The organism is Hypericibacter adhaerens (genome assembly GCF_008728835.1).
GTDB lineage: Bacteria > Pseudomonadota > Alphaproteobacteria > Dongiales > Dongiaceae > Hypericibacter > Hypericibacter adhaerens.
The window spans coordinates 2,562,688-2,575,266 of record NZ_CP042582.1 but is presented as its reverse complement, the minus strand read 5'-3'; the positions used below and the strand labels follow the sequence as shown (position 1 = coordinate 2,575,266).

At 68.2% G+C, this 12,579-nt stretch carries 8 protein-coding genes; 4 read left to right on the top strand and 4 right to left on the bottom strand.

Going from position 1 to position 12,579, the window contains the following annotated elements:
• Nucleotides 1-68: 68 nt before the first annotated feature.
• Nucleotides 69-1,184: an AI-2E family transporter gene (locus FRZ61_RS11265; protein WP_151117596.1), complete on the top strand. Its 1,116-nt coding sequence runs from the start codon at nt 69-71 to the stop codon at nt 1,182-1,184.
• A 55-nt stretch (nt 1,185-1,239) separates the two neighbouring features.
• On the opposite strand, the gene gltA is transcribed toward FRZ61_RS11265, so the two are convergent.
• From gltA to FRZ61_RS11250, 3 genes are all read right to left on the bottom strand, one after another.
• Nucleotides 1,240-2,568 carry a citrate synthase gene (gltA, locus tag FRZ61_RS11260; RefSeq protein WP_151117594.1) on the bottom strand — a complete coding sequence of 443 codons (1,329 nt, stop codon included), beginning with the start codon at nt 2,566-2,568 and terminating at the stop codon, nt 1,240-1,242.
• A 124-nt stretch (nt 2,569-2,692) separates the two neighbouring features.
• Complete coding sequence (gltX, locus tag FRZ61_RS11255) at nt 2,693-4,093, bottom strand: glutamate--tRNA ligase (protein WP_151117592.1); 1,401 nt, start codon at nt 4,091-4,093, stop codon at nt 2,693-2,695.
• A gap of 31 nt (nt 4,094-4,124) precedes the next feature.
• A complete protein-coding gene (locus FRZ61_RS11250; protein ID WP_151117590.1) occupies nt 4,125-5,006 on the bottom strand; it encodes a phytanoyl-CoA dioxygenase family protein in 882 nt (293 codons plus the stop codon).
• Between the two features lie 149 nt (nt 5,007-5,155).
• On the opposite strand from FRZ61_RS11250, the gene FRZ61_RS11245 reads away from it, so the two are divergent.
• The 3 genes from FRZ61_RS11245 to FRZ61_RS11235 are packed head-to-tail and all read left to right on the top strand — an operon-like array spanning nt 5,156 to nt 11,614.
• Entirely contained in the window at nt 5,156-7,300 is a 2,145-nt protein-coding gene (locus FRZ61_RS11245; RefSeq protein ID WP_151117588.1) for a ComEC/Rec2 family competence protein, read from the top strand.
• 43 nt (nt 7,301-7,343) lie between these two features.
• Entirely contained in the window at nt 7,344-9,479 is a 2,136-nt protein-coding gene (locus FRZ61_RS11240; RefSeq protein ID WP_151117585.1) for an O-linked N-acetylglucosamine transferase, SPINDLY family protein, read from the top strand.
• Nucleotides 9,476-11,614 carry a tetratricopeptide repeat protein gene (locus FRZ61_RS11235; RefSeq protein ID WP_151117583.1) on the top strand — a complete coding sequence of 713 codons (2,139 nt, stop codon included), beginning with the start codon at nt 9,476-9,478 and terminating at the stop codon, nt 11,612-11,614. Before FRZ61_RS11240 ends, FRZ61_RS11235 begins: the two co-directional genes overlap by 4 nt.
• Before the next feature lie 6 nt (nt 11,615-11,620).
• Here FRZ61_RS11235 and FRZ61_RS11230 read toward each other — a convergent pair whose 3' ends face one another.
• Nucleotides 11,621-12,409: a spermidine synthase gene (locus FRZ61_RS11230; RefSeq protein WP_191909396.1), complete on the bottom strand. Its 789-nt coding sequence runs from the start codon at nt 12,407-12,409 to the stop codon at nt 11,621-11,623.
• Nucleotides 12,410-12,579 lie beyond the last annotated feature (170 nt).

Genomic DNA, 12,579 nt, shown 5'->3' with positions numbered 1-12,579 from the left:
CGGGACGTGTCGAGCCTCCGCCATCCGGCCAGCCCTGGACACTCGACGCGATCGCACGGGGCCGGTGCATGGCGCTGAGACCGTCACGGACCGAATATGCCGTCGGGCTGACGCTCCTGGCGGTGCTGGTGGTGGGCTGCCTCCTGGTGATGCGGCCGTTCCTGACCTCGCTGCTCTGGGCCGTCATCCTCAGCTACAGCACCTGGCCGCTCTACCAGCGTCTCCTGAGGCGGCTCGGCGGGAACGAGTTCTGGGCGGCCCTGTCGATGACGCTGCTGGTGGCGATGGTGCTCGTGGTGCCGCTCGCCTTTCTCGGCGCCACGCTCGCCCAGCATGTCGCCAGCGTCGCCGAAGTGGTCCGCGAGCTGCTCGCGCAGGGCATACCGGAGCCGGCGCCCTGGGTCGACAAGATCCCGCTGATCTCGACGGAAGTCCGCCGCTACTGGGAAGCGCTCGCCCACGAGGGCACGACCTATCTCTCGGCGATCGGGCCTTATATCGGCCAGGCGCGGGTGTGGGCGCTGCAAAGCGGCGCCACGCTCGGCCGCGGCGTGCTGGAGCTGGCGCTCAGCGTGCTGGTCTGCTTCTTCGTCTATCGCGACGGGCAGCTCGCCGCCGACCGGCTGCATACGGCCGCCGGACGTTTTGCCGGCGCGCGGGCGCGCCACCTGCTCGACGTCGCCGGCAGCACCACCAAGAGCGTCGTTTACGGCATCATCGGCACCGCGATCGCCCAGGCGGCCATGGCGGCGATCGGTTTCTGGATCGCCGGCGTGCCCGGCACGCTGCTGCTGGGTTTCCTCACCTTCGTCCTGTCGCTCATCCCCGGCGGTCCGCCGCTGGTCTGGGTCCCGGTCACCATCTGGCTTCTCTATACCGGCGAGCCCGGCTGGGCGATCTTCATGGCGATCTGGGGCTTCTTCAGCATCAGCGGCATCGACAACATCGTCCGCCCCTATCTCATCAGCCGGGAGAGCCGCCTGCCGCTGCTGCTGGTTTTCCTGGGCGTGATCGGCGGCGTGCTGGCCTTCGGCTTCATCGGCATCTTCCTCGGCCCGACCTTGCTGGCGCTGGGATTCACGCTGCTCATGGAGTGGACCATGGGCGGCCGCAAGGCGCCGGAGGGCCTGCCGGCCGCAAAGGCCGGTCCGGAGCCGCCGGCCCCGTCCTCGAACGAGCCATGAAAAAAGGGCGGCCCCGAAGGCCGCCCTTTCTTGCCGGTCGGCAGCGCCGGATCGCTCAGCGCTTGTTGATCGGCGTGTAGCTGCGCTTGTCGTGGCCGGTATAGAGCTGACGCGGCCGGCTGATGCGCTGCTCGGGATCCTCGATCATCTCGTTCCACTGCGCCACCCAGCCGACGGTGCGGGCGACGGCGAACAGCACGGTGAACATCGAGGTGGGGAAGCCCACCGCCTGCAGGATGATGCCCGAATAGAAATCGACGTTCGGGAACAGCTTGCGCTCGACGAAATATTCGTCATGGAGCGCGATCCGCTCGAGCTCCATGGCGAGGTCGAGCAGGGGCTCGTCGCGGATGCCCAGCGCATCCAGCACCTCGTGGCAGGACTTGCGGATCACCGCCGCGCGCGGATCGTAGTTCTTGTAGACCCGGTGGCCGAAGCCCATCAGGCGGAAGGGATCGTCCTTGTCCTTCGCGCGCTTGATGAACTCGGGGATGCGGTCCTTGTGGCCGATCTGGCGGAGCATGGCGAGCACGGCCTCGTTGGCGCCGCCATGGGCGGGACCCCAGAGCGAGGCGATGCCGGCCGCGATGCAGGCGAAGGGATTGGCGCCGCTCGAGCCCGCCACGCGCACCGTCGAGGTGGAGGCGTTCTGCTCGTGATCGGCATGGAGGATGAAGATCTTGTCCATCGCCTTGGCGACGACCGGATTGACCTTGTACTCCTCGGCCGGCACGGCGAAGGTCATGCGCAGGAAGTTCTCGGCGAAGCCCAGGTCGTTGCGCGGATAGACGAAGGGCTGGCCGACCGAATATTTGTAGGCCATGGCCGCGATCGTCGGCACCTTGGCGATCAGGCGGTGCGAGGCGATCTCGCGCTGGCGCGCGTCGGAAATATCCAGGCTGTCGTGATAGAAGGCCGAGAGCGCGCCGACCACGCCCACCATCAGCGCCATCGGATGCGCGTCGCGGCGGAACCCGCGATAGATCGCGTGGATCTGCTCGTGCAGCATCGTGTGGTAGGTGATGTTGTGCTCGAAATCCTTCTTCTCCTTGGCGGTCGGCAGTTCGCCATGGAGCAGGAGATAGCAGACCTCCATGAAGTCGCTATGCTCGGCCAGCTCCTCGATCGGGTAGCCGCGATGGAGCAGCACGCCGTTCTCGCCGTCGATATAGGTGATCTTCGACTGGCAGCTGCCGGTCGAGGTGAAGCCCGGGTCGTAGGTGAAATAGCCGTCATCGCCATAGAGCTTGCGCACATCGATGACCGAGGGCCCCAAGGTGCCGTCGAGCACCGGCAGGTCGAAGCTCTTGCCGCTGCGATGGTCGGTGACGGTGACCTTGTCTTTGGACTGAAGTTCGGTTTTTGCGCCAGACTTTGTGGCCATCTCGGATACCTTTCGACTGGGTCATCAGGCGGCCGCAGCACTCCCCCGAGAGCATTCCCCGAGCGGCCGAAACGAAACGTAGTGCCTATCCTCGATAGGTTCAATTAACCATTGGTGACGGCGATCAGGCGGCGATGTCCTTGATTCGAGCGAGGGTTTCGCTTCGCCCGAACAATGCCGCGACCTCGAAGATCGGCGGCGATGTGGTCTGACCGGTCAAGGCCGCACGCAGCGGCTGGGCGACATCGCCGAGCTTGATGCCTGCTTCTTGAGCATAAGTGCGCGTGGCCGCCTCCAGGGTCGCCGCGGACCATTCCGGCAAGCCCTCGAACCGGTTCATCAGCGCGGCCAAGGCCGTTCGCGCGCCCGGCGTCAGCAAGGCCTGGGCCTTGGGCTCGAAGGCGAGGGGGCGAGACTTGAAGTAGAACAAGGCGCTGTCGGCCAGTTGCTCGAGGGTCTTGGCCCGCTCCTTGAGGCCGTTCATGCCGGCCAGGAGGCGCTGCTTGCCTTGCGCGTCTGCAGGCCCGCCCAGCCGCTTCTCGATCCGCGGCAGGGTGAGATCGGCCAGCCGCGCATTGTCGGCGAGACGCAGATAATGGCCGTTGAGATTGTCGAGCTTGGCGAAGTCGAAGCGCGAAGGCGAGCGGCCGACGGCGGGCAGGTCGAACCATTCGATCGCCTGCTCGGTCGAGATGATCTCGTCGTCGCCATGGGCCCAGCCGAGCCGCAGCAGGTAGTTGCGCAACGCTTCCGGCAGATAGCCCATATCCCGGTAGGCATCGACGCCGAGCGCGCCATGGCGCTTGGAGAGCTTGGCACCGTCCGGCCCGTGGATCAGCGGAATATGCGCGAAGGTCGGGATGTGCCAGTCGAGCGCCTGGTAGAGCTGGACCTGGCGGAAGGTGTTGGTCAGATGGTCGTCGCCGCGGATCACATGGGTGATCGCCATGTCATGATCGTCGACCACGACCGACAGCATGTAGGTCGGCGTGCCGTCGCCGCGCAGCAGCACCATGTCGTCGAGCTGCTCGTTGCCGACCCGCACCTCGCCCTGGACCTGGTCCATCACCACGGTCTCGCCCGATTGCGGGGCCTTGAGGCGGATCACCGGCGCCACGCCCGGCGGCGCTTCGCGCGGATCGCGATCGCGCCAGTAGCCGTTGTAGCGCATCGGCTTGCCTTCGGCCTTGGCCTGGTCGCGCATCGCCTGCAGCTCGGCGGGCGTGCAGTAGCAGTAATAGGCCCGGCCCTTCTCGAGCAGCGAGCGGGCGACCTCGGCGTGACGCGGGGCGCGAGCGAACTGGAACACCGGGGCTGCGTCGAAATCGAGCCCGAGCCAGTTCAGCCCGTCGATGATGGCCGAGATCGCGGCCTCGGTGGAGCGCTGGCGGTCGGTATCCTCGATGCGCAGCAGCACCTTGCCCTTGTGGTGGCGGGAATAGAGCCAATTGAACAGCGCGGTCCTCGCCCCGCCGATATGGAGATAACCGGTGGGCGAGGGGGCGAAGCGGGTGATGACAGTCATGCAATCTCTGACGGGAGCGGACGGGGAAGTTTCAGGTACGGCCGCCGGCCGAGGCCGAGCGCTGTCCCTGGACGACGAAGAACGAGGCCTGCTTATAGGCGATCGGCAGCTCGATGTCGCGGGCTTCGAGCCGGGCCGTGCGGGTCGGGTGGCCGCGCAGGATCATGCCTTCGTTGGGATTGGCCATCACGTTCCTGGAAAGCGGGAAGGCGTCGGCGGCGCTCATGACGCAGATATAGAGGCCGCGCGACCGGGTCGAGCGGTTCGCGTCCGACCCGTGCAGCAGGCAGGTATGCATGAAACAGACGCTGCCGGCCGGCCCCATCACCGAGACCTCCTCGGGCTTGAAGCGGCGCTCGACCGCCGGAGCGACCGCGCCGGTGAAGCGCTCGCCGTCATAGAGCGAGTAGAGCGGTCCCCGATGGCTGCCGGGAATGACCTTGAGGCAGCCATTCTCGGCGGTCATGTCGTCGAGCATCAGCAGCGACGTGACCAGGTCGTCGTTGGTGTGGGGCGTATAAGCGAAGTCCTGGTGATAGCCGACCTCGGTGTTGGTGCCCGGCAGCTTGAGATTGATCTTGCAGTGATGGAACTTCACATCGGGGCCGATCAGGTCCGCCACCATGTCGGTCATGGCGGAATTCTTCACCACCTCCATATAGGCGGCGGAGATGTCGGAGGGATTGTTGATCCGCCGCAGCGCCGGCCGTTCGGCCGAATGCTCCTCGCCCATGTCGAAGCGCGGCCGTCCGTCGAGGGTGGGGGGACCGAAGGGCGAGCGGTGATGCCGGCTCTCCTCGACCCAGCCCGCGACCTCCCGGCGCAGCCCGTCGAGCTGGTCCGGCGTCACCGCATTCGGGACCACCAGATATCCGTCGCGCCAGAACTGGTCGATCTGCGCCTCGCTGAGCATGGCCGTCTCTCTCCCTCGCTGCGGGGGCCGGACACGCCCGCCCCACCGCCGGAAAGGGCCAATTCTGGCTGAATCCGGCGCGCCCAACCAGCGCCCCTTTGGGGACCCGGCCCCTGGAATGGGCTAGTCTGGCTTCAGGGGAGCCGGACATGAGCGGGACCGCCTTGACCATCCCGACCCTGGGACTGGGTCGGATCGGGCTGCGCCTGGGCCGCTGGTTCGCGGCCGAGCGCGACCAGTGGCTGCTTTGGGCGCCCGTGGCGCTCGGAACCGGCGTGGCGGTCTATTTCGGCCTGCGGGAGGAGCCGCCGCTCTGGCTCGGGCCGGGCTTGGCCGTTCTGGGAATCCTGCTCTGCCTCCTTTGCCGGCGGCAGCCAGGCTTGATGGGGCTCGCCGCCGCGATGACCTTGGTGGCGCTCGGGTTCGGCGCCGCCGGCCTTCGCACCGCCTGGGTGGCGGCCCCGATCCTCGAGCGCGATATCGGGCCTGTCCGGATCGCGGGGCGCATCCTCGATATCGAGCCGCTGCCGTCGGGCCAGCGGCTGGTGCTGGCCGATCCCGTCATCGCCGGGATCGCCCCCGACGCAACCCCCGCACGCCTGCGCATCAAGCTGATGCGCGAGACGCCCGGGCTGACGCCGGGAGACCGCGTTTCCCTGCTGGGCAAGCTCTCGCCGCCGGCACCGCCCTTCGCGCCCGGCGGGTTCGATTTCCAGCGCGATGCGTTCTTCAACGGCATCGGCGCCATCGGCTTCGCGTTCGGCGGTGCCGAGGTCGAAACACCGGGCGAGATCGCGGCCGGCCGGCTCGACACCGTCATTGCCGATATCCGCGCGGCGATCTCGGCGCGGATCCTGGCCGTGCTGCCGGATCAGGAGGGCGCGATGGCGGTCGCCCTCGTCACCGGTACGCAGACCGCGATCGACAAGCCGGTCATGACCGCGATGCGCGATTCCGGCCTCGCGCATCTATTGTCGATCTCCGGCCTTCATGTGGGCTTCGTGGCGGCGATCCTGTTCTTCTGCACTCGGGCCCTGATGGCGCTGTGGCCCTCCCTGGCGCTGCGCCACCCGATCAAGAAATGGGCGGCACTCGCAGCGATCCTCGGCGCCGGATTCTACACGCTGCTGGCCGGCAGCCCGATCCCGACCCAGCGCGCCTTCCTCATGACCGGGCTCGTGCTGCTGGCGGTGCTGGTCGACCGTGTCGCTTTCTCGATGCGGTTGATCGCCTGGGCCGCCTTCGTCGTGCTTCTGATCCGGCCGGACGCGATGATCGGTCCCAGCTTCCAGATGTCCTTCGCGGCCGTCATGGCGCTGATCGCGGCCTACGAGGGCAGCCGCGAATGGCGGGCGGGCTTGCGCGCCGATGCGGGGCCGATCCGACGCACGTCCCTCTATCTCGGTGGTCTGGTCGCGACGAGCCTGATCGCCGGTGCCGCCACGGCGCCCTTCGCGATCTATCACTTCAACCGTTTCAGCGAATACAGTGTGCTCGCCAATCTCATGGCGATACCGCTGACCGGATTCTGGGTCATGCCCTGGGCCGTCGCCGCCTGCCTGCTGATGCCCTTCGGGCTGGAGGCGCTGGCGCTCGTTCCGATGGGCTGGGGCATCGACGGCATCATCTGGATCGCGCAAACGGTCGCGGCCCTGCCGGGTGCGGTCCTCATGCTGCCCGCCATGCCGCTCGCGGGGCTGATCATGGTCACGCTCGGCGGGCTTTGGCTTTGCCTCTGGCATCGACCCTGGCGCTATGCCGGGATCGTCCCGATCCTGGCCGGCATGGCGACGATGCTGCTGACGCAGACCCCCGACATCCTGGTCGCCGAGGATGGCAAGCTCCTCGCGGTGAAGGCGCCCGACGGGGAGCTGGTGCTCAACACGCAACGCAGCAGCCTCGCCGCGGAAACCTGGTTGCGGCGGGCGGGTCAGAGCGAGAGCGACCGCTGGCCTGGCCAGGGAGCAGGGGCCGGGGGCCGGCTCGCCTGCGACCCGCTCGGATGCCTTTATCGGAACGAGGGCCATCTGGTGGCGCTGGCCTGGAGCACCGAGGCGCTGCCGGAGGATTGCAACCGCGCCGACCTCGTCATCGCGCTCGAGCCGGTGCGCACGCCATGTCCTTCGGCCGGCCGCGTCATCGATCGCTTCGATCTGTGGCGGCAAGGCGGCCATGCGATCTGGCTCGAGCCGGGCGCGGTCGAGGTCGAGACCGTGGCGGAGAGCCGGGGCAACCGTCCTTGGGTGGCGCGCCCGCTCACCGATGGCGATTCCGCGACGGACGAGGAGAATTAGGCGGCTGGCCGCGTCGGAGTCGGGCCGATAGACTGCGCCCGCCATGACGTCGAGTTCCGCAACAGCCGATCCGCTGCTGACCCAGGCGATGGCCTTGCACAAGGCGGGGCGTACCGCCGAGGCCGAGCCGCTCTATCGCCAAGCCGCGGCCGCCCATCCGCGGGACGGGCGCTATCACTATCTCCTCGGGCTCTGCCTCCTGCAGCAGGGCAAGCTCGCCGAGGGCCGCACCGTCATGGCCGAGACGGTGGCGACGGCACCGCTGCATGCCGGCGCTCACTATGCGCTGGGGCGCCTGCTGGCGCAGGACGGCGAGGATGAGCCTGCCAGGACCCATCTCCTGCAAGCCGTGGCCCTGGGGCCGAATGTCGCCGAGCATCATGTCGAGCTCGGCAATCTGCTGGCCCGGATGAACGATCTCCCAGGTGCCATCGAGGCGTTCGACGCGGCGCTGCGCATCGCGCCCGGACATCCGGGCATCCAGTCCAACCTCGCCACCGCGCTCTATCGCTACGGCGAGCGCGCGACAGCCCTGGCGCTCTGGAATGAAGCCCTGCAGCGGATGCCCAGCCTGGGGGTGGCCCGTCTCGGGCTCGCCAACGATCTGCGCAGCCGCAACGATCTGGCGGGCGCCGAGCGCGAGCTCCGCCTCGCCGCGGCCGCCGAGCCGCGCAATCCGCAGATCCGGTCGAGCCTCGGCCGCCTGCTGCGCTATCGCGACGATGCGCCGGCGGCGATCGTGGAGCTGGAGGCGGCAAGGGCGCTCGATCCCCGGTCGGGCGACACGGTCGGGGAGCTCGCGCGCTGCTACCAGTCGATCTGCGCCTGGGACGATCTCGACCGGTTGATGCCCGACATCCGCGCGGAGTTCGCCAAGGCCCTGGCGGGGCGAGAATGCGGCATTCCTCCTTTCTTCGCCCTGGCGCTACCAGCGACGGCAGAGGAAAGAGCGGCCGTCGCGCGGGTTCGCGCCCGACAGGTCTCGGCCCAGGCAACCGCGGAATGGCGGGGCATGCCGCCGCTGACCTTCCCTGACCGCTCGCGCGACCGGCTCTCGATCGGTTATCTTTCGTCGGATTTGCGCGATCACGCCGGTGGGCATCTCCTCGCCAGCCTGTTCGGCGCGCATGATCGCCGTCGTGTGACGGTATCGGCTTATTCGCTCGGGCCCGACGACGGCAGCCGATATCGCCGGCGGTTCGAAGCGGACGCCGATCGGTTCATCGACCTGCGCGACCTGAACAATGTCGAAGCAGCGCGCCGCATCCATGCCGATGGCATCGATATCCTGGTCGACATCAACGGGCTGACCGCCATGGCACGCACTGAGATCGCCGCCATGCGCCCGGCACCGGTCGTGGCGACGTGGCTCAGCTTCCCGGGCACATCAGGCGCCGATTTCTACGATTATGTCATCGTGGACGGGATCGTCGTGCCGGCGGCGAGCGAACGCTTCTATGCCGAGCGCCTCTGCCGGCTGCCGCACAGCTATCAGGTGAATGACCGTTGGCCGCCGGTCCTGGGTCCGGCAACGACGCGGAAGGCCGAAGGCCTGCCGAAAGAAGCGATGGCCTTCTGCTCCTTCTGCACGGGCTACAAGATCGAGCGCGAGACCTTCCGGCTCTGGATGAGCATCCTCCATCGCGTGCCGGGCTCGGTTCTTTGGCTCATGGCGGGCCACGACATCCAGCTCCGGAATCTGCGTGCCGCGGCCGCGGAAGCAGGCATCGCGGCAGAGCGGCTGATCTTCGCTCCCCACAAACCGAAGCCCGACCATCTGGCGCGCATGGGCTTGGCCGACCTCATGCTCGACACCTTCACCTATGGCGGCCATACCACCATCAGCGACACGTTGGCGGCCGGCGTCCCGGCCATCACCCGATGCGGCGACGACTTCCCAGCCCGCGTCGGCGCCAGCCTGCTTTCTGCCGTCGGTCTTGACGAGCTGATCTGCGAGGACGGCAGAAGCTACGAGGCCCTGGCGATCCGGCTGGGATCCGATCGCCCCGCGCTCGACCGGCTCAAGGCGAAGCTGGCCGCCGCCCTGCCGACGGCGCCTCTGTTCGACACGGACCGCTTCGCGCGCGATCTCGAGCGCGCTTATGCCGAGATGTGGCGGATCCATCGCGAGGGCGGCCCGCCGCGTCCGATCCGGATCGGCGAGGAGGCGGGCCCATGACCCCGTCTTCCGACGCGCCCGATCCCCTGCTGGTCAAGGCCATGGCTCTTCACCGGGCCGGCCAGCGCGCCCAGGCCGAGCCGCTCTACCGGCGCGCGGTCGCGGCTCACCCCAAGGACGGGCGCTATCTCTTCCTCCTCGGCCTCTGCCTTCTCGAGATGGGCCGGCGCGACGAGGGCCGCCGGGTCATGATGGAGACCATCAAGGTTTCGCCGAACCATGGCGGCGCCCACTACGCATTGGGCCGCCTGCTGGCGGAAGCCGGCGAGACCGACGCCGCCAAGACTTATTTGAGACAGGCGGTGAAGCTCGCGCCGAACGCGGCCGAGCATCATCTCGAGCTCGGCAATCTGCTGGCGTCATGCGACGAGCTCGCGGACGCCGTCTCGACCTATCGGGCGGGCCTGCGGGCGCAAGCCCGCCATCCCGGCCTCATGGCCAATCTCGGGACGGCGCTCTATCGCCTCGGCGAACGAGCCGAGGCCGTCGCGCTGTGGAAGGACGCGCTGCGCCAGGCACCGCATCTGGCCGTGGCGCGCCTCGGCCTCGCCAACGATCTCCGCAATCGCAACGATTTCACCGGCGCCGAACGGGAACTGCGCAAGGCCATCGAGGCCGAACCCCGCAACGCGCAGCTCCGCCTCACCTTGGGCGGCACCTTGCGCCATGCGAACAATATTGCGGGGGCGATTGCCGAGCTGGAGGAGGCGCACAAGCTCGACCCCGACCTGAGCGAGGCCGTCTGCGAGCTCGCGCGCTGCTACCAGGCCATCTGCGCCTGGGACGAGCTCGATCGGCTGATGCCCCAGCTCCGGGCGGAATTCGCGAAGGCGGTCGCGGGTCAGCCCTGCGCCATCACGCCCTTCTTCGCCTTGTCGTTGCCGGTCTCGGCGGCAGAACATGCCGCCGTGGCGCGCGCCCAGTCGAAACGCATGCTCCAGCGCGCCCGGACCGAGCGGCGAGGGGCAGCACCCTTCACCTTCGGCACGGCCTCGCGCGAGCGCCTGACGGTCGGCTATCTCTCCTCCGATCTGCGCGAGCATCCGATGAGCCATCTCATCGGCTATCTGTTCGGCGCGCATGACCGCAGCCGGGTCTCGGTCGATGTCTATGCGATCGGCCCCGACGATGGCAGCGTCTATCGCCGGCGCATCGCGCAGGACGCCGACCGCTTCGTCGATCTGCGCGAGGTCGGCAATGTCGACGCCGCGCGGCTGATCCACGAGAACGGGGTCGACATCCTGATCGACCTCAACGGCCCCACGCGGCTCGCGCGCCAGGAAATCACCGCCATGCGGCCGGCGCCGATCACCGCCACCTGGATCGGATTCCCGGGCGCCACCGGCGCCGCCTTCTACGACTATGCGATCGCCGATGCGGTGGTGGCGCCGCCCGCGGCGGAGCCGCTCTATGGCGAGCGGCTTTGCCGCCTGCCGCACACCTACTTCCCCAACGATCGCTGGCCGCCGGACATGGGACCGCCCGGCAGCCGCGAAGCCGAGGGCTTGCCCGCGGCGGGCATGGTTTTCTGCTGCTTCTGCGTCCCGTACAAGATCGAGCGGGAGACGTTCCGGCGCTGGATGACGATCCTGGATGCCGTTCCCGGGTCGGTGCTGTGGCTCCTGTCCGGCGATCCCGCCATGCTGGCACGGCTGGAGGGCGCGGCCAGGGCTGCGGGGATCGATCCGGCGCGCCTGATCTTCGCCGCCCGGAAACCCAAGCCCGATCATCTGGCGCGTATCGGCCTCGCCGACCTGATGCTCGACACCATCACCTATGGCGGCCACACGACCGTCAGCGACGCGCTGCTGGCGGGCGTTCCCGCGATCGCGCGGCTCGGCGAGGATTTCGCCGGCCGTGTCGGCGCCAGCCTGCTGACGACGCTGGGCCTGCCGGACCTGATCGTGGCGGATCTCGACGAATACGAGCGGCTGGCCGTGGCGCTCGGCCGCGACCCCGTCGCCCTCGCGGCGGTGAAGTCCCGGCTGGCAACCGCACGGCCGCGTTCCATCCTGTTCGATCCGCCGCGCTTCGCCCGCAGCCTCGAGCGCGCCTATGCCGAGATGTGGCGCATCCATGTCTCGGGCGCGCCGCCGCACACCTTCGATCTGCCGGCGGAAGAGGGGACCTCTTGAGACGCGCTATCCTTTGCTGGCAGGCTCGTCCGCCCGCGCCGCGCGCCGCCGGGCGCTGCGGAACCGCATCTGCGCCAGCTCGGTCACGATATCGTCGGCGCTGATCGTCGGCCTGAGGAGGATCCCGGGCGATGTGAGCCCGGTCACCGCACCGCCCATCACGATGACGTTGCGCTCGGTGCGCCCCGGCGAATCGAGCAGCCGCACCGTGAAGCCGGCCTCGGCCATGAGGGCCGCGACCCGGTCTGCATCGGCGTCCAGGTCATGCGCGACGAACATGTTGAAGAAAAGGCAGCCGCCCGGCACCAGCCGCTCGCGCGCGAGCCGGAAGAAGACCGGCGAGCGAAGATTGGCCGGCACGCTGTCGCCGGCGAAGGCGTCGACGACGATGGCGTCGAACTGGTGCGGGCTGCGTTCCAGGAAAACCTGACCTTCGCTGGCATGGCATTCGACGCCGGGCGGCAAGGCGAAATACTGCCGGGCCAAACGGATGGCTTCCGGATCGATATCGACGACCGTCACGGCCTGGCCCGTCGCGGCGAGCATGGTCGCCAGCGTCCCGCCGGCGCAGCCGATCATCAGCACCTCATGCGCCTGTGTCTGTACCACCAGGGCGTGCAAGGCATGGACATAGGCCGCCAGGCTGATCCCGGCCGGATCGGCCTCGCTCTGGTAGTGGTCGCCATGGCAATAGGCCACCGCACCCGTCTCGCGGTTCCGGAAAATGGTGATCTCGCCGAACGGGGTCGTGGTCCGGGCCAAGGTGATCAGCGGAGAGACGTCGTCGAGATTCATCACAAGATCATGCTCGTCGATCGGTGGCAGGATGCAGCCCGGTAGTGCGGCTTGAGGGTTCCGCTCGGCTGCGGGGCCGATTACCTTCGAGATGTCGCCTTCTTCCAGCAACCCGCATCCTGGACAGCAAACAACATATGTTATATGTGAAATGCATCGATGGGCGGTGA

What these genes read in the sequence shown, in the direction of transcription:
- FRZ61_RS11235 (WP_151117583.1), top strand. Translation starts at nt 9,476, where the DNA reads ATGACCCCGTCTTCCGACGCGCCCGATCCCCTGCTGGTCAAGGCCATG.
- FRZ61_RS11265 (WP_151117596.1), top strand. Translation starts at nt 69, where the DNA reads ATGGCGCTGAGACCGTCACGGACCGAATATGCCGTCGGGCTGACGCTC.
- FRZ61_RS11245 (WP_151117588.1), top strand. Translation starts at nt 5,156, where the DNA reads ATGAGCGGGACCGCCTTGACCATCCCGACCCTGGGACTGGGTCGGATC.
- gltX (WP_151117592.1), bottom strand. Translation starts at nt 4,093, where the DNA reads ATGACTGTCATCACCCGCTTCGCCCCCTCGCCCACCGGTTATCTCCAT.
- gltA (WP_151117594.1), bottom strand. Translation starts at nt 2,568, where the DNA reads ATGGCCACAAAGTCTGGCGCAAAAACCGAACTTCAGTCCAAAGACAAG.
- FRZ61_RS11230 (WP_191909396.1), bottom strand. Translation starts at nt 12,409, where the DNA reads ATGAATCTCGACGACGTCTCTCCGCTGATCACCTTGGCCCGGACCACG.
- FRZ61_RS11250 (WP_151117590.1), bottom strand. Translation starts at nt 5,006, where the DNA reads ATGCTCAGCGAGGCGCAGATCGACCAGTTCTGGCGCGACGGATATCTG.
- FRZ61_RS11240 (WP_151117585.1), top strand. Translation starts at nt 7,344, where the DNA reads ATGACGTCGAGTTCCGCAACAGCCGATCCGCTGCTGACCCAGGCGATG.